The sequence below is a fragment of the Devosia faecipullorum genome, assembly GCF_015158295.1.
GTDB lineage: Bacteria > Pseudomonadota > Alphaproteobacteria > Rhizobiales > Devosiaceae > Devosia > Devosia faecipullorum.
In genome coordinates, this window is the sequence record NZ_JACDXV010000001.1 from 984,031 (window position 1) to 1,003,815 (window position 19,785).

The following is a 19,785-nucleotide window of genomic DNA, read 5'->3' on the forward strand; positions in this document are numbered from 1 at the left end:
GCAGGCATCCCCACCGTCAACACCCCAGCATGACCAGATGCTTCGGCTCCTTCTCTCCCTCCCCCCCTGTGGGTAGGGCCGGTGTGGGGGTTTCGCCGCACCAACACACCCGAAATCACTTTCGGAAGCCGATATTCCCCAAGCCCCTTACGGCTCAAAACACGCATGAATATTGAGCCGCAGCGCTTCCTCGTCGCTGCTGATGAGATAGTCGGGCAATTGCATGCCCAATTCGTCGATATAGGACTGACTGATAGCATCGATCTCGTCCTCCCCGACACCCAGCCGGTCGAGCCCGCTTAACCCCTTGCGATACCAGATGCGCGTCACCGCCACGACATTGTCCGCCTCGGGCGGATAGGCGCCCATCTGGTCAAGCATGGTCAGGGCCGTGGCGCACCACAGCGCCTGGTCGGTTTCCGCGTCTATCTCCTCCCCCGACACCGGCATGGCCAGCATGGCGGCCAGCATCAATCCATAGGCCCAACGCATCGCTTCCTCCTCGATCCCTTGCTGTTCTTATCCCGGCCCCGGCGCCGCCGATCACCCCCCGTTCCGGGGCGGAAGGGAGCTTGTTGGGCCACGAGAATCGGCTAGCGTGGATACAGGGAGCCCTTTCGATGCCGCCGATCATTTCCGCCCGAAACGTGGGCAAGACTTTCCATCAGCTCAAGCGCCGTCCCGGCTTTTCCGGTGCGCTCAAAAATCTCTTTTCCCGCGACTATACCGACATCCATGCGGTCAACGGCATTTCCTTCGCCATCGAGCCTGGCGAGGCGGTCGGCTATCTTGGCCCCAATGGCGCCGGCAAATCGACCATGATCAAGATGATGACCGGCATCCTCACCCCCAGCGCCGGCGAGCTGAGCGTGCTGGGCCGCACGCCCCATGCCAATCGCATGCGCAACGCCGCCGAGATCGGCGTCGTCTTCGGCCAGCGCAGCCAATTGTGGTGGGATTTGCCGGTCCATGACAGTTTCGCCCTCAACCGCCATATCTACGACATTCCCGAAGCCCGCTTCGCCGACAATCTCGCCTTCCTCACCACCATGCTGGACATGGCGGGCTTCATCGACCGCCCGGTGCGCCAGCTCAGCCTCGGCCAGCGCATGCGCGCCGAGATCGCCTTGTCGCTGCTGCACGATCCGAAAATCCTCTTTCTGGACGAGCCGACCATCGGCCTCGACGTGGTCGCCAAGGATGTGGTGCGCAAATTCCTCACCCGGGTGAACAGCGAGCGCGGCACCACCATCATTCTTACTACCCACGATCTGGTGGACATCGAGGAAATTTGCCCCCGCCTCATCATGGTCGATGACGGCAAGCTGCTGTTCGACGGCGAGCTTCAGCATCTGCGCGCCAGCCTTGGCTCGCGCCGCCGCCTGACCCTCGAATTCGGCACCGATCCCGGCCCCATCGCCCTCACCACCGCCACGCTCAGCCGCGACGAGGGCGCCGCCAAGCATTACCTGCTGGAAAACGAGGCCATTTCCCTCATCGACGTTCTCAACGAGGTCGGGCGCGGCCATGGGCTCAAGGACGTCAAGCTCGAAGAGCCCGACATCGAGGAAGTGATCCGCACCTTCTACCAGAACAAGGCGCGCAATGGCGGGGTCCGCGCGTGAAAGCCTCCGCCTATCCGGCCTTCACCGCCACCGCCTTCCTCTCCCGCCTCGCCTATCGCAACGAGGTCTGGGCCGGGCTGTTCGGCGAACTCGTCACCAGTTTCGCCTATATCGCCATCTGGACGGCGGGCTTTGCCGCCATGGGCAAGGTCGATGACGTCACCCTGCCCGACATGATCACCTATGTGCTCATTGCCGGTCCGCTGCTGAACTGGAACACGACCCGCTTCATCCGCGAGGTCGGCGGCGCGGTCCGCACCGGCGACGTCACGGTGTTCCTGCTCAAGCCGCTGCATTATCCGGCCTTGCTGCTCTCCAACCAGCTCGGCAATTATGCCTTCGATCAATTGGCCATCACCCTGCCGGTTGCCCTCATCATCGCGCTGAGCTTTGGCTTGCTGCCTCCCGCCAGCCTCGAACATGGCCTGCTTTTCCTTCCCTATTGGGCAATGTCCTGGCTGATGCTCTTTCTCATCGCCACCTCGGTGGCGCTGCTGGCCTTTTGGATTCTCACCGCCTTCGCGCTCGACTGGTTCCTGCGCGGCATCATGGCGCTGGCCTCGGGCGGCATCATCCCGCTCTGGTTCATGCCCGCGGCGATTGCCAATGTGCTGTCCTACCTGCCCTTCGCCTGGGTCAGTTATTATCCGGCCGCCGTCTATCTCGGAAAACTCGACCCCGGTGCGGCGGGCCTGCATCTGCTGATCGGGCTGGGCTGGCTCATCGCCATGGCCGGCTTCGTCTATTGGCTCTGGTCCCATGCCCGTCACCGCCTCATCGTGCAGGGAGGCTAGGCCATGCTCGCCACGCTCAAAATCCTGCCCCATCTCGTCTCCATCCATGTGCGCACCCATATGCAATATCGCGGCGCGCTGTTCATCGGCTGGTTCGCGCAGGCAGTCGGCTATGCCGGCACCTATGCCGCCATCGCGCTCATCATCACCCGTTTCGAAAATCTGGGCGGCTGGACCTGGCCGCAAATGGCGCTGCTGCTCTCGATCCACCTGCTCGCCTATGCGCTGGGCGCCTCGCTGAGCTTCGTGCAGTTCCGCGACATGGAGGAAAAGGTGCGTCTGGGCACCTTCGACGCCATCCTCACCAAGCCGATCAGCCCCTGGGTCTTTCTCGCCTTTTCCGGTCTCAACATCGAATATGGCGGCCACATTGCCCTCGCCACCGGCCTCATGATCTGGTCGCTGGGCTATCTGCCGATCGACTGGTCCATCGGCACCGCGCTCTATCTCGGCGCGGCAATCATCAGCGCCGCCATGCTGACCGCGTCCATCCTCACCCTGATCGGGGCGACGGCCATTGTCTGGGTGCGCTCGCGCCACCTCTTCGCCATCTATTTCGGCTTCTGGGAACTGGCGCGCTACCCGCTCAACATCTTTCCGCTGCCCTTGCAGATATTGATGCTGACCTTCGCGCCCCTGGCCTTCCTCGCCTATATCCCCGCCGCCGTTCTCCTCGGCAAACCCGTGCCGCTATTGGGCGATTTCGCTCCCCTCGCCTCACTTCTGGCCGGGCCGATTGCCGCCCTCATCGCCGCCGCCCACTGGCGCTGGAGCCTCAGGAATTACCAGGGCGCCGGCGGCTGACGCCAACAGCACGGCCTTCCGATCGCCTCTCGAATGCAGAGTCCGGCGCATCTTCCTCCCCCTCCTAAAGTCGGGACTCGACAAGTTCAAATTGCCACGCTAGCTTCGCGCCCATGATCAACGCCGCAACCTTTTATTGGTATTTTAGCTATCCGCTCCCGGCGGAGGCTATTGCGCGCGCGTCCTGATCCCCAAGACCAGACCCAGATCGCAAGCCAGCCGCCCGACTTCCGAGGCGGCTTTTTTCTTGGCCGTCTCTCCCATCCCAGAGACGAGACCAACGACATGCTTAAATCCACCGACGACCTGCGCATCACCGAAATCAAACCGCTGACCACGCCCATCGAGGTCATGCGCCAACATCCGCGCACCGACGTCGCCACCCGCACCGCGCTGGCCGCCCGCCATGCCGTCCACAATATCCTCACCGGTCAGGATGATCGTCTCGCCGTCATTGTCGGCCCCTGCTCCATCCATGATCCGCGGGCAGCGATGGATTATGCAAACCGCCTCGCCGCCCTGCGCGAGGAACTGGGCGACCGGCTCGAAATCATCATGCGCGTCTATTTCGAAAAGCCCCGCACCACCGTGGGCTGGAAGGGCCTGATCAACGATCCCGATCTCAATGGCAGCTTCAACATCACCCAGGGCCTGCATACCGCCCGCTCCCTTTTGCTTGAGATCAACAATCTCGGCCTGCCCGCCGCCGTTGAATTCCTCGACATGACCACGCCGCAATATATCGCCGACCTGGTCTCCTGGGCCGCCATCGGCGCCCGCACCACTGAAAGCCAGATCCACCGCGAACTGGCCTCGGGCCTTTCCTGCCCGGTCGGCTTCAAGAACGGCACCGACGGCAATGTGCGCATCGCCCTCGATGCCGTGCTCTCGGCCTCCCATCCCCACCATTTCCTCGCCGTCACCAAGGATGGCCGTTCCGCCATCGCCGCCACCAGCGGCAATCAGGATTGCCACATCATCCTGCGCGGCGGCAAAGCCCCCAATTACGATGCGCAGAGCGTCGAAGATGCGGCGCAGGCCGCGCTCAAGGCCGGCCTCAACCCCGCCATCATGATCGATGCCAGCCACGCCAATTCGTCCAAGAAGCCGGAAAACCAGCCGCAGGTACTCGCCGAGATCGGCGCCCAGATGGCCAATGGCGACAAGCGCATCATCGGCGTGATGATCGAATCCAATCTGGTGGCCGGACGTCAGGATCTCGTCCCCGGCCAGGAGCTGACCTATGGCCAGTCGATCACCGATGGCTGCATCGATTGGGACACCACCGTCACCGCCCTGCGCGACCTTGCCGCAGCCGTCGAAAAGCGCCGCGCCGTCAACAATCAGGCCGTGGCCTGATCCAGACCTTGCACCGACCACCCGGATAAGCCGGGTGGTCGACGATGACGCTGATGATGAAACGCTGATACACCCTCTATCGTCATTGCCCGGCCATGCTCGGACTTGATCCGCGGACCGGGCAATCCATCTTTAAACGATCCACGAACCGCCTTGACCCCCCGCCCCCATTCCTGTTCTCTCCGGCCATGGCCAGAAACCCGCTTTTCCTCGTCCCCAATATCATCACCATCGCCCGCATCCTGGCGATCATCCCCATCGTCTATCTGGTGATGAACGGCGACCTGACCCTGCGCATCATCGCGCTGGTGCTCTATGTACTGGCCGCCGCCAGCGATTGGGTGGACGGCTATCTGGCGCGCGCCTGGAACCAATATTCCGATCTCGGCCGCATGCTCGACCCCATCGCCGACAAGCTGCTCGTCGGCATTCTCATCGCCGCCCTGGCCTGGGACGGGAGCCTTTCTGGCTGGGACATGATCCCGGTCTGCGCCATCCTTTTCCGCGAATTCTTCGTCTCCGGCCTGCGCGAATTTCTCGGCAATACTGCCATTGTCCTGCCGGTAAGCCAGCTGGCCAAGTGGAAGACCACGATCCAGCTCGTGGCGCTCGCCGTCATTCTGGCCGAGCCCATCGTGCCCGGCATCGGCCTCGTCTCCGACATCCTGCTCTGGGCCGCCGGCCTCATCACCATCTGGACTGGCTGGTCCTATCTGCGCGCCTCCTGGCCGCATCTGTCGGGCATCGGCAAATGAAAATCCACTATTTCGCCTGGCTGCGCGAACGCCTCAACCGCGCCGGCGACGAGGTGACGCCGCCCGCTCACGTGATCACCCTCGCCGATCTCGTCGCTTGGTTGCGCAGCGAGGACGAAGCGCTCGACCTGGCCATGGAAAACGCCGCCATCTTCAAGCTGTCCATCGATGCGCGCATTGTCCCCTGGGACACGCCCATTGCCGGCGCGCGCGAAATCGCCATCCTGCCGCCCATGACCGGCGGCTGAGATGATCCGCGTCACCCCCGATGCCTTCGACGCCGGCCATGAAGCCAACCTGTTCCAGGCCGCCCATGCAGGAGCCGGCGCCATGGTCACCTTTACCGGCCTGGTGCGCTCGCAGCCGCACGATCCCATTACGGCGCTGATCCTCGAATGCTATGAAGCGCTGGCCGTCAACGAGATCGCCGCCATCCGCGAGGCCGCCATGGCGCGCTTCGGCCTGATCGACGCCGCCATCATCCACCGCCATGGCCGGCTCGTTCCCGGCGAAGCCATCATGATGGTGATGACCCTGGCGCCCCACCGCAAGGCAGCTTTTGCCGGCGCCGATTTCCTCATGGACTATCTCAAGACCGGCGCCCCCTTCTGGAAACAGGAGGAAACGCCGGCGGGCCTGCGCTGGGTCGAGGCCAGGCCAGCCGACGCCGCCGCAAGGGACAGCTGGACCCGCTAGAGCGTTTCCAGGAAAAGCGGATACCGGTTTTCTGGTTCGGAAACGCGATAAAACAAACACTTAGATCAGTTCAACGTTTCTACCAAACGCTGAAATGGTCTAAAACTCCGTCCTGGATCGCCCAAACAGGGCAATCCACCTCCCCGCCCCTGCCAGCCGCCCCTTTCATCGTCGTTGCCCGGCGCGTCCGGGCAATCCGTCTCTCTCCCTACGCTCAACAAAAAAAGCCGGGCACTTTGGCCCGGCTTTTCACGAATTGAATCCGCTTATTCGGCTGCGGCCTGCTTGGGCGTCACCGCCACATTATAGGCGTCGATCAGCGTCCGGCAGCCCTCGGCGGGGGTGAACTTGTAATCGCCGATCAGCGACACCGGCGTCACTTCGGCGGCCGTCCCGGTCAGGAAACACTCGTCGAACTGGCTCAATTCCTCGGGCAGGATATGCCGCTCGGTCACAGTGAAGCCGTTTTCCTTGGCCAGCGCGATCAGCGTCTGGCGGGTAATGCCGTTGAGGAAGCAATCGGGCGTCGGCGTGGTGATCTCCTTGCCCTTGATGAAGAACACGTTGGCGCCCGTGGCTTCCGCCACATAGCCGCGATAATCCAGCATCAGCGCGTCGGCATAGCCATTGGCCATGGCCGCGTCCTTGGAGAGCGTGCAGATCATGTAAAGACCTGCCGCCTTGGCCGAAGACGGGATGGTCTCGGGCGACGGACGCTTCCACTTGCTCCATTCGAGGCGAATGCCCTTGAGCTTTTCCTCCACCGAGAAATAGCTCGGCCACACCCAGGCGGCGATGGCCACATGCACCTTGTTGTTGCGTGCCGGAACCGACAATTCCTCCGAGCCGCGCCAGGCGACGGGGCGCACATAGGCGTCCACGAGGCCGTTCTTTTCGAGCACCAGCCGCTTGGCCGCCTCGATTTCATCGACACTATAGGGGAAGGGCATGTCCAGCGTCGCGGCGGAGCGGATCAGCCGCTCGGTATGCTCGCGCGACTTGAAGATTTCCCCGCCATAGGCACGTTCGCCCTCGAATACTGAGCTGGCATAGTGAAGCCCATGCGTCAGCACATGAATCTTCGCGTCTTTCCAGGGTTTGAGTTCGCCATCAAACCAGATCCAGCCATCGCGCTGGTCCATCGGCACGCCTGCCATGAGTCCTCTCCAGACATTTCTGTTTATCGCCACGTTAAGTCGTGGCTATTGCGCCAATCTTGCCTCAGCGTCAAACCCTTGGCAAACCGGAACGTCTTTGGGATAAGACGAAACCTCGGCGGCAATGGAGCAACTATGTCAGCGGATCGAAAACATGTCAACAAGGCTGACATAAATTCTCCGCTCGCTGAGCATGCCCATCTGCCGCTCGACATCATGGGCCTGTTCTTCTTCGCCTATCGCGATTTCACCGGCGATGCCGATGCCCTGCTCGACCGTCAGGGCTTTGGGCGCGCCCATCACCGGGTGCTGTATTTCGTCAATCTGCGGCCCGGCATGCCGGTGGCAGACCTGCTCGACATTCTCAAGATCACCAAGCAGAGCCTGGCCCGGGTGCTGCGCCAATTGATCGATCACGGCTATATCGAGCAGAAGACCGGCGCGGCCGACCGCCGCCAGCGCCTGCTCTACGCCACTGAACAGGGCCGCGCCTTCTTCGCCGAATTGTCGGCCAATCAGGCCACCCGCATCGACGCTTCCATCGCCGCCCTGCCCCCGGACGCCGCCATGCATGTGCGCAGCTTCCTGGTCGGCATGGTCGATCCCAAGGACCGCCAGACCCTCGACCGGCTGCGCCTGACCGACAAGGTCTGAAGCGTCCCGGCGTTCGCCCCCATCGTCATTGCCCGGCCTGTTCCGATCTGTCGCGGCAGCATGGCAGGAGGGATCTTCAGGGGTCTTCGCAGTCCCCTCCATCGTCATTGCCCGGCTCGTCCGGGCAATCCGCCTTCACGACCTTGGCGCATGGACTACAACGACAGCGCCTCTGCGCGCCGCAGTAAACTCTAGCCCCGTCCCAATTCCTCGCTGCGCTGACGCGCCGCGTCCACGGCCCGCGCCATGAGCTGGGCCAGCCCATCCGCTGCCATCAGCACGTCCAGAGCCGCCGCCGTGGTGCCATTGGGCGAGGTCACATTCTGCCGCAAGACGCTGGCCGGAGCCGAATCGGCCTCCAGCAGTGCCGCCGATCCGACCACGGTCTGCCGCGCCAATTGCATGGCGACATGTTCGGGAAGGCCCTGCGCAACGCCTGCCGCTGCCAAAGCCTCGACCAGATTGAACACATAGGCCGGCCCCGAGCCGGAAACCGCCGTCACCGCGTCGAGATCGGCTTCCGCATCAAACCAGGCCACCTGCCCCGCCGCCGCCAGCAGCGCATCGACCGCCGCGCGATCCCTGGCTTCGATGTCCGGCCCGGCCACCGCGCCGGTAATGCCCTTGCCGATCTGGGCGGGCGTATTGGGCATGGTGCGCACCACCCTTCTCGTGCCCAATCCCGCCGACAGCGTGGCGATGGAAATACCCGCCGCGATCGACAGAACCAGCGTCTGCGGCCCCATGATTGGTTGAAGTCCCGCCATCACCGCCCCGATGATCTGCGGCTTGACCGCCAGAACCAGCACATTGGGTTGCAGCCCGATGGCCTCGGGATGAATCACAATTCCGTAATCCTGGGCCAGGTCCCGCGCCTCAGTCCCCGGCGCCGGATCGACCAGAACCAGATTGCCCGCTGGCAGGCCGGCATCCAGCCAGCCGCGCGCCAGCGCCATGCCCATCTTGCCGGCCCCGACCAGCATGACCGGGCCGATGGAACGAAGATCTGTCATCTTAAACCTGCCTCCCGACATGAAATTGTGCGGCGAAAATGCCTCAGAACCGGCACCGAACGCAATGGCGCGCGCCGAGCGACCCACCGCAGCAGCCTCGGGCGGAATTGCAACGCTGTGGAGATGGAGCGATGGATTGCCCGGACCAGCCGCGCAATGACGCTGGAGAGGATGTAACCACCGGAGGATTGAATCTGAAAGCCCGATCAGTCAACGCGATGCACCCACCATCGTCATCACCCGGCTCGTCCGGGTGATCCATGGGAGCCCTGATGGACGTGAAAAGATGGATTGCTCGGACCAGCCGCCATGACGAAGGAGCGGGTGGCCGCGCAATGACAATCGCACCGGACTATCACAACGACCCGCAAAGGAATGCCAGACGTTCAAGCCTCGCCGACGGTCTCGAACATCACATGGCTCAGCGCATCGGCGGCTGACTTGCCGGCCCAAACCACGAACTGGAACGCCTGATAATAAAGATCGCAGCTATCGCTGGCCGAACGCAGCAGCGCCTCGCATTGCTGCGGCGACACGTCGGCGCCCCCGGTCAGCAGATGCGAATTGCGGAACAGCACCACGCCTTCCTTGTGCCAGATGTCGAAATGGCCGATCCACAATTGCTCATTGATCAGGCTGATCAATTGTTTGATTTCGGCACGCCGCCCTTCGGGCACTTTGAGGTCGAAAGCGCAGGCGATATGCAGACTTTCCAGGTCCTCCATCCAGTTGAAGGACACGTGATAGTCGCTCCATCCGCCGCGCACGGAAATGGAGATTTCGTCGGCGTCCTGCCGCTCGAAATTCCAGTCATTGATCGAAGCGATATGCTCGACGAGGTCCACGGGATGGGACGTCCGGTCGGGCTCGAATTCAATCAGGGCCATGAAATAAGGTCCGTCCTGCTAGGCGTTGGTCGTCCGCGCGGTCGGATGACCGGCACTGTTCGGATACGCGGGAAGGAACAAAAAGCCGCAACTACGGCGTCGAATCGTCCTCCTGCGTCAAACCTACACCGCGCCACTGATTCAGGGGACGCAGGCCATCGGCACAATGACATTCTCTTGTGGATGATGATCGCGCCGCGATTCTTAACGAAGGGTTAAGACGCCCGCGATCCGGGCGCTTCAGGCATCAACGATCTGTTAATAAGTCGGATGTCCGAAGTAGGCCTTCGGCGCGCCGCGAACATTGCCGGGCGCCGGGTATGGAAACGATCCGCGAAACCTATTTCGCTGTCTTGTTCGCTGTCTTGCCGTCGCCGCGCAAAGCCGCGATCTCGGCGCGCAGAGCGTCGATTTCCTCGCCCTGCACCTGCACCAGTTCGCGCAGCGCGTCGAAATCCTCGCGCTTGACCAGGTCCATGTCGTTGACGATGCGCTGGGCCTGGGCCTTTACCACCGTCTCGACCTCGCGCCGAACGCCATCGGCCACCCCGGCCGCCTCGTTCATCACCCGGCCCAACCCGTCGAAAATCCGATTGCTCTGGTTCATGGCGCTTCCGTTCCGCAAGACATGTTCTTGCTCCGTTATGTAGGGCAACGCCCCCAGCTTGACCAGTGCAACAGCCGGGATCGGCCCCTTTCTTCACCTCCCCCCTTGAGGGGGAGGCCGGGAGGGGGGTATGGCAGGCATGGTGCGGCCTTATTTCGCCGGCACACACGGTCGAACGTCAGGAGCCCTCCTTGCCCTTCCCCAATATCGACCCCATCGCCATCGCCATCGGCCCTATCGCCATCCGCTGGTACGCCCTGGCCTATCTTCTCGGTGTGCTGCTCGGCGCCGGCTATGGCTACCTGCTGCTGAAAAACGAACGGCTCTGGCATCGTGGCGCCCCGCCCTTCGCCGCCAAGGACATCTGGGACTTCGCCTTCTGGGCCATGCTGGCCATCGTCATCGGCGGGCGCGCCGGCTATGTGCTGTTCTACAACCTGCCTTATTACGCGCAGAACCCGCTCGAAATCATCAATACGCTCGATGGCGGCATGTCCTATCACGGCGGCATGCTGGGGCTGATGCTCGCCGCCATTCTGTTCACCCGCTCCAAGGGCGGCAATTGGCTGTCCAGCCTCGACCTGCTCGGCGCCGTCGCCACCATCGGCATTTTCCTTGGTCGAATCGCCAATTTCATCAATGCCGAACTCTATGGTGCGCCGACCGATGCGCCATGGGGCGTGGTCTTCCCCACCGATCCGCTCCAGGTCGCCCGCCATCCGAGCCAGCTCTATGAAGCCCTGCTCGAAGGGCTGCTGCTGTTTCTGGTCATCCGCATCGCCACCCACGTCTTTTATGCCTTGCGCAAACCGGGTCTGGTCGCCGGCATTTTCGCCATCGGCTACGCCCTCTCACGCATCGCCGTCGAACTCGTGCGCCTGCCCGATATTCAGCTCGGCTATCTTTATTTCGGCTGGGTCACTATGGGGCAGATTCTGAGCCTGCCCATTCTTCTCGGCGGCGTCGTTCTGGTGATCTACGCCATCACGCGCCGCGAAAATCCATTGCGCCCGTGAAATGAGAGCAGTCTGTTAGCGAATGGCCGCGAAATGACGGAAATCGACAAGAATTTGACGCTGGAACAGCAGATTGCGCTGCAAATAAGCGCAAGCGGGCCAATATCTGTGGCCACCTATATGGGCCTCTGCCTCACCCATCCCACGCGGGGCTATTACCGTGTCCGCGAGCCCATTGGCGGCAAGGGCGATTTCATCACCGCGCCGGAAATTTCCCAGATGTTTGGGGAACTTATCGGTTTCTGGCTGGTCAATCTCTGGCAGCAGATGAACGAGCCGAAAGCCTTCACCCTGCTCGAGCTTGGCCCCGGGCGCGGCACACTCATGGCCGACATCCTGCGTACCGCCTGCCGCGCCCCCGGCTTCCGCGACGCCCTGCGCCTTACCCTTTTCGAAACCAGCCCCGGCCTCATGGCCGAACAGCAGGCGCGGCTGGAAGCATACGACCCTAAATGGCTGCAAAACTTCGATAATTTCGAAGATGGTCCGGTCATGGTCGTGGCCAATGAATTCTTCGACGCCCTGCCGATCCGCCAGTTCATCCGCAAGGAAAAGGGCTGGCATGAGCGCCAGGTCGGCCTTCTCGACGGCAAGCGCACCTTCGGCCTGTCCCCCACGCCCATTCCCCCCGGCTCCATGCCCGATGACGTGGCCGATGCCGCGCCCGACAGCGTTTTCGAGGTCAATTTCGCCGCGGCGGAAATCATGTCGATTCTGGCAAAAATCGTATCCAGGCAAGGCGGCAGCATCCTCGCCATCGATTACGGCTATGGCCGCACCCAGACCGGCGAGACCCTGCAAGGAGTGCGCAATCACGCCTATGCCGATGTGCTTGACGCCCCCGGCGAAACCGATCTGTCGGCCCATGTCGATTTCGCCGCGCTCGCCAATGTCGCGCGCCGCGCCGGCCTTGCTGCCCAACCTCTTGCCACTCAAGGCGAATTTCTTGCCCGCCTCGGCCTGGCGGAGCGGGCTTCCACGCTCATCAAGGCCAATCCCGCCCTGGCCGCCGACATTGCCACGGCCCGCGACCGGCTGGTGAATCCCGAACAGATGGGCACGCTGTTCAAGGTTTTCTGCGCGCACAGCCCCGGACTTATCCCCGCCGGTTTTTCCGCATGATAGATTACGAAACTGCATCCTCACTCAGCGCCATCAAAACGCTAAGGCATGGCTTTTTCGGGCGGCGCGGCGGAACCTCGGGCGGCGAATTTTCCAGCCTCAACGTCTCTCATTCTGTCGGGGACGACCCGCAAAGCGTCGAAAAAAACAGAGAAATTGTCCGGGATGCCGTAAATGCCGGTCCACTGATCTTTCTCAAGCAGGTGCATTCGGCCCGGGTCGAAACGCTGACCGGCCCCATTGCTCCCTCAGTCATCGAGGCCGACGCCATGGTGACGGCTGTTCCCGCCCTGGCCCTCGCCATCCTCACCGCCGATTGCACGCCGATCCTCTTTGCCGATCCAGAGGCCGGCATTGTCGGCGCCGCCCATGCCGGCTGGCGCGGCGCGGTCGATGGCATTATCGGCAACACCATCGCCGCCATGGTGGCGCTCGGCGCCGATCCCGCCCGCATCCGCGCTGCCTATGGCCCCACCATTCACGGCAAAAATTACGAGGTTGGAGAAGGGTTTAGATCCGATTTCCTGACGCTGCATCCGGGCGGCGAAAGCCATTTCCACACCCCGCCCGGCGGCCAGCCGCATTTCGATCTTCCCGGCTTTGTCCACGCCCAGCTTGAAGCGGCCGGACTTTCCGGGATCGAGCGGGTCGGCCTTTGTACCTATGCCAATCCCGATCTCTATTTCTCCCACCGCTACGCCACCCACAAAGGCACGAAAACCGGTCGCCAGCTCGCCGTCATCGGCATGACACAAGTTTAATTTACCCATCCGCCCAAAGTGGCGTTGTCAGGCCCGAAACGAGTCGCTAAAGCTGCCCGCGAAACTGGTAGGTCCGCCCCCCGCTGGACCAGTTTTTGACAGGATCGCGCCCATGAAGCTGGTGACCGGCAATTCCAACCGTCCGCTGGCGCAGGCTGTCGCCAGCTATCTCGAACTTCCGCTGACCGATTGCACCGTCAAGCGCTTCGCCGATAACGAAGTCTATGTCGAAGTGCAGGAAAATGTGCGTGGCGAGGATGTGTTCATCCTGCAATCCACCAGCTTTCCCGCCAATGACAATCTGATGGAATTGCTGATCATTGCCGATGCCTTGCGCCGCTCCTCGGCTCGCCGCATCACCGCCGTGCTCCCCTATTTCGGCTATGCTCGCCAGGACCGCAAATCGGCGCCCCGCACCCCGATTTCCGCCAAGCTGGTTTCCAATCTCATCACCGAGGCCGGCGCCAATCGCGTGCTGACGCTCGATCTCCATGCCGCCCAGATTCAGGGCTTTTTCGACATTCCCACTGACAATCTGACCGCCGCGCCGGTCATGGTCCGCGACATCAAGGACAATTATGACGTCAAGAATGTCATGATCGTCTCGCCGGACGTCGGCGGCGTGGTCCGTGCCCGCAATGTCGCGGGCCGCATCGGGGCGAGCCTCGCCATTGTCGACAAACGCCGCCCCCGCGCCGGCGTCTCCGAGGTCATGAACATCATCGGCGAGGTCGAAGGCCAGACCTGCATCCTCATCGACGACATTGTCGATTCCGGCGGCACCCTGGTCAACGCCGCCGAAGCCCTCCTAAAGGCCGGCGCCAAGGAAGTTTCGGCCTATATCACCCATGGCGTCTTGTCCGGCGCCGCCTCCGAGCGCATCGCCGCCAGCAAGCTCAAGGAATTGGTAGTCACCGATTCCATCGTCGATACCGAGGCAACCCGCGCCGCCGCCAATATCCGCCGCATGTCCATCGCGGCGCTGATCGGCGAGGCCATTGCCCGCACCGCCAGCGAACAGAGCGTATCCAGCCTCTTCGACTAACTTTCCGCCCACTCCTGCGGTATTGCTGAACGATATCAGCCGCACAGAGGAGCAAGGAATGTCCCGCTATCTCGCACTTTACATGGGCACGCTGGAATCGGCGGCCCAGCAGGAATGGGAAAACCTGTCCGAAGACGAAAAGGCCAAGCGGAGCACCAGAGCGATGGCGGCCTGGGAAGCCTGGGTCGAGCAACACGAGGCCGCGATCACCGATATGGGTGGGCCCTTGGGGAAAACCCTACTCGCCAGCACCTCAGGCATCAGCCCGACCAGAAACGCCATCGCCGCCTACGTGATTGTCGAAGCCGACTCGCACGAAGACGCTGCGAGAATGTTCGAAAATCATCCGCATTTCGCGATTTTTCCCGGCACTGGCGTCGAGATCCTGGAATGCCTGCCAATGCCCGGCGCATAAGCATCTTTCGGTGCGCTCTGACTTGCCGGATTGGGACATTTCCTCTATATCCCGCGCCCATGAAGCACTCGTCACCCCTGGAGGACGGGTGCGTATGTTGTTGATGTGATGACATACACCAACCCAGAATGGATGATTTCCATGGCTGCCAATAAAGTGCTCAAGGCACAGGCGCGTGAGGGAGTGGGCAAGGGGGCCGCTCGCGAAGTGCGTCGTCAGGGACGTGTTCCCGCTGTTATCTATGGTGACAAGAAGCCCCCCGTCACCGTTTCCGTCGAATATAAAGACGCCCTGAAGTTCATCTATGCCGGTGGCTTCAAGTCGCACGTCCTCGACCTCGACGTCGATGGCACCGTGCACAAGGTCATTCCGCGCGACTATCAGCTCGACGTGGTCAAGGACCAGCCGCTCCACATCGACTTCCTTCGGGTTTCGGGCAATGCCAGGATCACCGTCGAAGTGCATGTGAACTTCATCAATGAAGAGCAGAGCCCCGGCCTCAAGCGCGGCGGTACGCTCAACATTGTGCGTCACACCGTGGAAGTTTCGGTGCCGGCCAATGCGATTCCGGAATCCATCACCGTGGATCTTTCCGGTTCCGAAATCGGTGATTCGATCCATATTTCGGCCGTGTCCCTGCCCAAGAACGTCACCCCGACGATCACCGACCGCGATTTCACCATCGCAACCCTGGTCGCGCCGTCGGGCCTCAAGTCTGCTGACGCAGCCGAAGGCGAGACCGAGGCGGAGTAAGCCGTCTCCGGCACCCGCGAAAACGTTTCGAGGCGGCCTCAGGGCCGCCTCACTCATTTGCAAGGCATTGCTTGATGAAATTGCTTGTCGGCCTCGGCAATCCCGGCAGCCAATATGCCGGCAACCGTCACAATATCGGCTTCATGGCCGTGGATGCGATCGCTTCGGCCCATGGCATTTCCGGCTGGAAATCCAAGCATGCCGGCCTTTTGGCAGAGGGCAGTGTGTCCGGCGAGCGCGTGCTGCTGCTCAAGCCGCAGACCTTCATGAACAAATCCGGCGACAGCGTGCAGCAGGTCGCCCGGTTCTACAAACTCACCCCCGCCGACATCATCGTTTTCTATGACGAACTCGACCTCGCCCCCGGCAAGGTCCGCGTGAAGATCGGCGGTGGCAATGGCGGGCATAACGGCCTGCGCTCGATCGATCCGCAGATCGGCCTCGATTACAAGCGCGTCCGCCTCGGCATCGGTCATCCGGGCAAGGAATTCGTGACGCCACATGTGCTTGGCGATTTCGCCAAGGCCGACAAGACCTGGCTCGATCCGCTCCTTGACGATATTGGCCGCCATGTGAACCTGCTGCTCAACGGCGACGATGCCGGCTTCATGAACAAGCTGGCGCTCGCCGCGCAGGGGGAGAAGGAAAAACCCGCTCCAAAGGCACAGAGCCACGTTCGCCAGGCGCGTCCCGCCAAGCCGCAGGTCGAATTGCCCAAAACCGGTCCCATGGCCGATATGCTCAACAAGCTCTTCAGCGGCAAGGGCGAATAGGGCGCTGCCTCATCTCAGGCGCGCCCATTCGGGCAGCCATGAACCATGCGCGGCGATCAGATCGTCCACCAGCGCCCAGATCTGATCCAAATCCAGTTCCGCGGCAGTATGCGGATCCATCATCGCGGCATGATAGATATGCTCGCGCTTTTCCTCGACCAGCGCTCGCACGGCCAATTCCTGCACATTGATATTGGTGCGGATCAACGCGGTCAGTTGCGGAGGCAAGTCGCCGATATAGGTCGGCTGCAGGCCGTTATCGTCCACAAGGCAAGGCACTTCCACCGCCGCCGCGTCGGGCAGGCTGGTGATGACGCCATTATTGCGCAGATTGCCGTAGATCACCGAAGGCTCGCCGGTCCAAACCGAATTGACGATGGAACTGGCATATTCGTGCGATGGCTTCACCACGATCTTGTCAGCCTTGCGATATTCTTCCGAAGTCTTTTTCCAGCCCTCGATCTGCTCTACGCAGCGCTTGGGATATTCATCGAGCGGGATGCCGAATTTCTCAAGCAAGTCCTCGCGGCCCTCCTTGATGAAATAGGGCGTATACTCGGCAAAGTGCTCCGAGCTTTCGGTGACGAAATAACCCAGCCGCGTCATCATCTCATAGCGCACCTTGTTCGGGCAGCGCGGATTCCAGCCCGGCTTGGGCGCACGGCCTTCACGATAGGCCCTATGCAGTTCCGGATAGAGGTCCCTGTATGAACCATCCGCCAGTCGCTGCTCGAAGGTGAGATAAAAGGCCATGTGGTTGATGCCGGCCGAGCGATAGCGGATGTCCTGGTAGGGAATCCCGAGATCGTGTGCCAGTTCATGGGCCGTACCCTGCACCGAATGACAGAGGCCCACCTGCTTGATGCTGGGATATTTTTCCGCGATGGCCCAGGTATTGATGGCCATCGGATTCACATATTGCAGCATGATCGCGTCAGGCGCGACCGCCAGCATGTCCTCGCAGATGCTCCACAGATGCGGCACCGTCCGCAGGCCCCGCATGATGCCGCCTACGCCCAGCGTATCGGCAATGGTCTGGCGCAGATTGTATTTCTTGGGCACCTCGAAATCGACGACTGTTGACGGCTCATAGCCTCCGATCTGGAAGCAGACGACGACGAAATTGGTGCCGTCCAAAGCCGCGCGCTGATCCTCGAAAGTCATGACACTGGCTGCTACTCCCAGGGTGGCAATGAGCTTTCCGGCGATGACGGCGCTCTCCTCCAGCCTTTTCGGGTCGATGTCCATGAGCCGGATTTCCGCACCGGCAAGCGCCGGCCGCTGCAAAATATCACCGACGATATTCTTCATGAACACCGACGAACCGGCGCCGATAAAGGTGATCCTGGGATTTGCCATGAAAATGCTCCGGTGGGCGGCGTCCAATCATGGTCACATGCTAGCTCTTGCAACTATTGAAGCAATCCGGGATAAAAGATCATTCTTCCGGGTTTTAAAGATATGCCGCTGCGCGACACGCCGCCTCGCCCTGCCCCGCGTGCCGACAGGCGATTTTACGCCACGACCAAGGCGTTCGGACGGTTCGGCATCCGCAGCTTCATTCCCCAATGCATGCCTGTCCCGCATAGCCACGGTCATATCGAGTTCAACTGGCTGAGCGCGGGAGAAATGGACTATGTCTTCGACGGCGGTGCCGTAACCGTACGCTCCGAGTGCCTCGTGGCCTTCTGGGCCGGCATACCGCATCAGGCAATCGGCCTGCGTGACACCGCGACCGCACGCCAGCTCAATGTCTATCTGCCGATGGACGCTTTTCTGGAAATGCCCCAGCTCGGCGGGCTCACCGAAACGCTGATGGGCGGCGGCGTCATCCAACTGCCCGAAGATTGCGTAGATTTCGGCCTGCTCGAGCGCTGGCATGCCGATTATCGCAGCGGCAATGCCCAGCGCAGCGATCTGGTCCGGGCCGAAATCGCCCTCCTGTTCCGCCGCGCCGCCATTGTCGGCTGGCAGAACCTGTTGCCGCCCTGGATCGAAACGGACGGGCGCCGGGAACGCAGCGTGGCGCCCATCCGCTATGTGGTGCTGATGGTGCGCCACATCGTGGAAAATCTCACCACGCCATTGGCGACCACAGATATTGCCGCCATTGTCGGCCTGAATCCCAATTACGCGACAAATCTGTTCACCCGGGTCATGCATATCCCGATGCAGAAATTCGTCACGCGCCTGCGCCTGATACGGGCACGAAGCCTGCTGTTCGATACCGGATTGCCGATCTCCAGCATCGCGCTCGAGGCCGGGTTCTCGTCACAAAGCCAGTTCTACGACCACTTCCGAAGCGCCTATGGAACGACGCCAAATCAGATGCGCAAGGGCGGCTAGACGTTGAACTTGAACAGCATCACGTCGCCGTCCTTAACGACATATTCCTTGCCCTCGTCGCGCGCCTTGCCGGCTTCCTTGGCCCCCTGTTCGCCGCCCAGCGCAACGAAATCCTCATAGCCGATGGTCTGGGCGCGAATGAAACCACGCTCGAAATCGGTATGGATGACGCCGGCCGCCTGCGGGGCCTTGTCCCCCCGGTGAATGGTCCAGGCGCGCGTTTCCTTGGGGCCGACAGTGAAATAGGTCTGCAGGTTCAAAAGATCATAGGCCTCGCGGATCAGCCGGTTAAGACCGGGCTGTTCCAGCCCGAGCGAGTCCAGATATTCCGACTGTTCCTGATCCGAGAGCTGGGCGAGCTGGCTTTCAATCTCGGCGGAAATCACCACGACGCCGGCCTCATTGGCCTTGGCATAGTCTTCGACTTTCCGGCTCAGGGCATTGCCCGTCGCCGCGGAACCTTCATCGACATTGCAGACATAGAGCGCGGGCTTGCTGGTCAGCAATTGCAGCTCGCTGAAGGCTTTTTCTTCCTCAGGGTCACGCTTGACGAAGCGCGCCGAGCGGCCGTCGCGCAGCACGGCGAGGGCGCGGTCGATCAGCTCCAGCGTCTGCTTGGCGTCCTTGTCATTGCCCTTGGCCTTCTTCTCCACGCCGGCGCGGCGCTTTTCGAGGCTTTCAAGATCGGCCAGCATCAATTCGGTCTCGACCACCTCGGCATCCGCCAACGGATCGACCTTGTTGGAGACGTGGATAACGTTGGAATCCTCGAAGCAGCGCAGCACATAGGCGATGGCGTCCGTCTCGCGGATATTGGCCAGAAACTGATTGCCCAGTCCTTCGCCCTGCGATGCACCCTTGACCAGACCGGCAATGTCCACAAAACTCATACGCGCCGGCAACACATTGATCGATTTGCCGATCTCGGCCAATCGGGCAAGGCGCGGATCGGGAACCGACACTTCGCCCACATTAGGCTCGATGGTGCAGAACGGAAAATTCGCGGCCTGCGCCGCAGCCGTACGGGTCAATGCGTTGAAAAGCGTCGATTTGCCGACATTCGGCAGGCCGACAATGCCCATCTTGAAGCCCATGGCTTTGCTCCGGGAAAATGTTGGGCTTCAATTGGGTCGGATCGCCGCCGATGTCAATGCACGGCCGCGCCGCCAAGAGCCGCGACCGGCGACACGACAAGGCCCGCCG

Annotated in this window: 23 protein-coding genes; 16 read left to right on the plus strand and 7 right to left on the minus strand. The window is 61.7% G+C overall.

Annotated elements, in window-relative coordinates:
- Positions 1-147 precede the first annotated feature (147 nt).
- Entirely contained in the window at positions 148-492 is a 345-nt protein-coding gene (locus tag H0482_RS04885) for a hypothetical protein (protein ID WP_193728871.1), read from the minus strand.
- 128 nt (positions 493-620) lie between these two features.
- Here H0482_RS04885 and H0482_RS04890 point away from each other — a divergent pair, with 128 nt between their 5' ends.
- The 7 genes from H0482_RS04890 to H0482_RS04920 all read left to right on the plus strand — a co-directional run bounded on the left by H0482_RS04890 (position 621) and on the right by H0482_RS04920 (position 6,033).
- Entirely contained in the window at positions 621-1,625 is a 1,005-nt protein-coding gene (locus H0482_RS04890) for an ABC transporter ATP-binding protein (RefSeq protein WP_193728872.1), read from the plus strand.
- Positions 1,622-2,419 carry an ABC transporter permease gene (locus H0482_RS04895; RefSeq protein WP_193728873.1) on the plus strand — a complete coding sequence of 266 codons (798 nt, stop codon included), beginning with the start codon at positions 1,622-1,624 and terminating at the stop codon, positions 2,417-2,419. Before H0482_RS04890 ends, H0482_RS04895 begins: the two co-directional genes overlap by 4 nt.
- A gap of 3 nt (positions 2,420-2,422) precedes the next feature.
- Entirely contained in the window at positions 2,423-3,223 is an 801-nt protein-coding gene (locus H0482_RS04900) for an ABC transporter permease (RefSeq protein ID WP_193728874.1), read from the plus strand.
- A gap of 285 nt (positions 3,224-3,508) precedes the next feature.
- Complete coding sequence (locus H0482_RS04905) at positions 3,509-4,582, plus strand: 3-deoxy-7-phosphoheptulonate synthase (protein WP_193728875.1); 1,074 nt, start codon at positions 3,509-3,511, stop codon at positions 4,580-4,582.
- A 188-nt stretch (positions 4,583-4,770) separates the two neighbouring features.
- Positions 4,771-5,337 carry a CDP-diacylglycerol--glycerol-3-phosphate 3-phosphatidyltransferase gene (pgsA, locus tag H0482_RS04910; RefSeq protein ID WP_193728876.1) on the plus strand — a complete coding sequence of 189 codons (567 nt, stop codon included), beginning with the start codon at positions 4,771-4,773 and terminating at the stop codon, positions 5,335-5,337.
- Entirely contained in the window at positions 5,334-5,585 is a 252-nt protein-coding gene (locus H0482_RS04915; RefSeq protein WP_193728877.1) for a MoaD/ThiS family protein, read from the plus strand. Before pgsA ends, H0482_RS04915 begins: the two co-directional genes overlap by 4 nt.
- A 1-nt stretch (position 5,586) precedes the next feature.
- Positions 5,587-6,033 (plus strand): molybdenum cofactor biosynthesis protein MoaE, encoded by a 447-nt coding sequence (locus H0482_RS04920; RefSeq protein ID WP_193728878.1) that lies wholly within the window; start codon positions 5,587-5,589, stop codon positions 6,031-6,033.
- A gap of 266 nt (positions 6,034-6,299) precedes the next feature.
- Here the strand turns inward: H0482_RS04920 and H0482_RS04925 are convergent, their stop codons facing one another.
- Positions 6,300-7,190, minus strand: a complete 891-nt coding sequence (locus H0482_RS04925; protein WP_193728879.1) for a branched-chain amino acid aminotransferase — start codon at positions 7,188-7,190, stop codon at positions 6,300-6,302.
- Between the two features lie 135 nt (positions 7,191-7,325).
- Here H0482_RS04925 and H0482_RS04930 point away from each other — a divergent pair, with 135 nt between their 5' ends.
- Complete coding sequence (locus tag H0482_RS04930) at positions 7,326-7,844, plus strand: MarR family winged helix-turn-helix transcriptional regulator (protein WP_230989433.1); 519 nt, start codon at positions 7,326-7,328, stop codon at positions 7,842-7,844.
- Between the two features lie 191 nt (positions 7,845-8,035).
- On the opposite strand, the gene proC is transcribed toward H0482_RS04930, so the two are convergent.
- The 3 genes from proC to H0482_RS04945 form a co-directional block, all read right to left on the minus strand.
- Positions 8,036-8,857 (minus strand): pyrroline-5-carboxylate reductase, encoded by an 822-nt coding sequence (gene proC, locus H0482_RS04935; protein WP_193728880.1) that lies wholly within the window; start codon positions 8,855-8,857, stop codon positions 8,036-8,038.
- Between the two features lie 386 nt (positions 8,858-9,243).
- Complete coding sequence (locus tag H0482_RS04940; protein WP_193728881.1) at positions 9,244-9,744, minus strand: type III secretion system chaperone family protein; 501 nt, start codon at positions 9,742-9,744, stop codon at positions 9,244-9,246.
- 340 nt (positions 9,745-10,084) lie between these two features.
- Positions 10,085-10,351: an accessory factor UbiK family protein gene (locus H0482_RS04945; protein WP_193728882.1), complete on the minus strand. Its 267-nt coding sequence runs from the start codon at positions 10,349-10,351 to the stop codon at positions 10,085-10,087.
- A gap of 191 nt (positions 10,352-10,542) precedes the next feature.
- Here H0482_RS04945 and lgt point away from each other — a divergent pair, with 191 nt between their 5' ends.
- The 7 genes from lgt to pth all read left to right on the plus strand — a co-directional run bounded on the left by lgt (position 10,543) and on the right by pth (position 16,236).
- Complete coding sequence (gene lgt, locus H0482_RS04950) at positions 10,543-11,367, plus strand: prolipoprotein diacylglyceryl transferase (RefSeq protein WP_193728883.1); 825 nt, start codon at positions 10,543-10,545, stop codon at positions 11,365-11,367.
- A gap of 33 nt (positions 11,368-11,400) precedes the next feature.
- Positions 11,401-12,489, plus strand: coding sequence for a class I SAM-dependent methyltransferase (locus tag H0482_RS04955; RefSeq protein ID WP_193728884.1), 1,089 nt, complete (start codon positions 11,401-11,403; stop codon positions 12,487-12,489).
- Positions 12,486-13,250, plus strand: a complete 765-nt coding sequence (gene pgeF, locus H0482_RS04960) for a peptidoglycan editing factor PgeF (RefSeq protein ID WP_193728885.1) — start codon at positions 12,486-12,488, stop codon at positions 13,248-13,250. The genes H0482_RS04955 and pgeF overlap by 4 nt, the downstream gene beginning before the upstream one ends.
- Positions 13,251-13,362: 112 nt before the next feature.
- Positions 13,363-14,295, plus strand: coding sequence for a ribose-phosphate pyrophosphokinase (locus tag H0482_RS04965; RefSeq protein ID WP_193728886.1), 933 nt, complete (start codon positions 13,363-13,365; stop codon positions 14,293-14,295).
- 58 nt (positions 14,296-14,353) lie between these two features.
- A complete protein-coding gene (locus H0482_RS04970) occupies positions 14,354-14,710 on the plus strand; it encodes a hypothetical protein (protein ID WP_193728887.1) in 357 nt (118 codons plus the stop codon).
- Positions 14,711-14,851: 141 nt separating this feature from the next.
- Entirely contained in the window at positions 14,852-15,463 is a 612-nt protein-coding gene (locus H0482_RS04975; RefSeq protein ID WP_193728888.1) for a 50S ribosomal protein L25/general stress protein Ctc, read from the plus strand.
- A gap of 74 nt (positions 15,464-15,537) precedes the next feature.
- On the plus strand, positions 15,538-16,236 hold the full coding sequence (gene pth, locus H0482_RS04980) for an aminoacyl-tRNA hydrolase (RefSeq protein ID WP_193728889.1): 699 nt from the start codon (positions 15,538-15,540) through the stop codon (positions 16,234-16,236).
- 9 nt (positions 16,237-16,245) lie between these two features.
- On the opposite strand, the gene melA is transcribed toward pth, so the two are convergent.
- Positions 16,246-17,595 (minus strand): alpha-glucosidase/alpha-galactosidase, encoded by a 1,350-nt coding sequence (melA, locus tag H0482_RS04985; RefSeq protein WP_193728890.1) that lies wholly within the window; start codon positions 17,593-17,595, stop codon positions 16,246-16,248.
- A 102-nt stretch (positions 17,596-17,697) separates the two neighbouring features.
- Between melA and H0482_RS04990 the strand changes: the two genes are divergently transcribed.
- Complete coding sequence (locus H0482_RS04990; RefSeq protein ID WP_193728891.1) at positions 17,698-18,582, plus strand: helix-turn-helix domain-containing protein; 885 nt, start codon at positions 17,698-17,700, stop codon at positions 18,580-18,582.
- Here H0482_RS04990 and ychF read toward each other — a convergent pair.
- On the minus strand, positions 18,579-19,676 hold the full coding sequence (gene ychF, locus H0482_RS04995) for a redox-regulated ATPase YchF (RefSeq protein ID WP_193728892.1): 1,098 nt from the start codon (positions 19,674-19,676) through the stop codon (positions 18,579-18,581). The genes H0482_RS04990 and ychF overlap by 4 nt on opposite strands.
- Between the last annotated feature and the right edge of the window lie 109 nt (positions 19,677-19,785).

Coding starts and splice junctions, on each gene's coding strand:
- H0482_RS04885 (WP_193728871.1), bottom strand. CDS start 492: ATGCGTTGGGCCTATGGATTGATGCTGGCCGCCATGCTGGCCATGCCG.
- H0482_RS04890 (WP_193728872.1), top strand. CDS start 621: ATGCCGCCGATCATTTCCGCCCGAAACGTGGGCAAGACTTTCCATCAG.
- H0482_RS04900 (WP_193728874.1), top strand. CDS start 2,423: ATGCTCGCCACGCTCAAAATCCTGCCCCATCTCGTCTCCATCCATGTG.
- H0482_RS04905 (WP_193728875.1), top strand. CDS start 3,509: ATGCTTAAATCCACCGACGACCTGCGCATCACCGAAATCAAACCGCTG.
- pgsA (WP_193728876.1), top strand. CDS start 4,771: ATGGCCAGAAACCCGCTTTTCCTCGTCCCCAATATCATCACCATCGCC.
- H0482_RS04915 (WP_193728877.1), top strand. CDS start 5,334: ATGAAAATCCACTATTTCGCCTGGCTGCGCGAACGCCTCAACCGCGCC.
- H0482_RS04920 (WP_193728878.1), top strand. CDS start 5,587: ATGATCCGCGTCACCCCCGATGCCTTCGACGCCGGCCATGAAGCCAAC.
- H0482_RS04925 (WP_193728879.1), bottom strand. CDS start 7,190: ATGGCAGGCGTGCCGATGGACCAGCGCGATGGCTGGATCTGGTTTGAT.
- H0482_RS04930 (WP_230989433.1), top strand. CDS start 7,326: ATGTCAGCGGATCGAAAACATGTCAACAAGGCTGACATAAATTCTCCG.
- proC (WP_193728880.1), bottom strand. CDS start 8,857: ATGACAGATCTTCGTTCCATCGGCCCGGTCATGCTGGTCGGGGCCGGC.
- H0482_RS04940 (WP_193728881.1), bottom strand. CDS start 9,744: ATGGCCCTGATTGAATTCGAGCCCGACCGGACGTCCCATCCCGTGGAC.
- H0482_RS04945 (WP_193728882.1), bottom strand. CDS start 10,351: ATGAACCAGAGCAATCGGATTTTCGACGGGTTGGGCCGGGTGATGAAC.
- H0482_RS04955 (WP_193728884.1), top strand. CDS start 11,401: ATGACGGAAATCGACAAGAATTTGACGCTGGAACAGCAGATTGCGCTG.
- pgeF (WP_193728885.1), top strand. CDS start 12,486: ATGATAGATTACGAAACTGCATCCTCACTCAGCGCCATCAAAACGCTA.
- H0482_RS04965 (WP_193728886.1), top strand. CDS start 13,363: ATGAAGCTGGTGACCGGCAATTCCAACCGTCCGCTGGCGCAGGCTGTC.
- H0482_RS04970 (WP_193728887.1), top strand. CDS start 14,354: ATGTCCCGCTATCTCGCACTTTACATGGGCACGCTGGAATCGGCGGCC.
- H0482_RS04975 (WP_193728888.1), top strand. CDS start 14,852: ATGGCTGCCAATAAAGTGCTCAAGGCACAGGCGCGTGAGGGAGTGGGC.
- pth (WP_193728889.1), top strand. CDS start 15,538: ATGAAATTGCTTGTCGGCCTCGGCAATCCCGGCAGCCAATATGCCGGC.
- melA (WP_193728890.1), bottom strand. CDS start 17,595: ATGGCAAATCCCAGGATCACCTTTATCGGCGCCGGTTCGTCGGTGTTC.
- H0482_RS04990 (WP_193728891.1), top strand. CDS start 17,698: ATGCCGCTGCGCGACACGCCGCCTCGCCCTGCCCCGCGTGCCGACAGG.
- ychF (WP_193728892.1), bottom strand. CDS start 19,676: ATGGGCTTCAAGATGGGCATTGTCGGCCTGCCGAATGTCGGCAAATCG.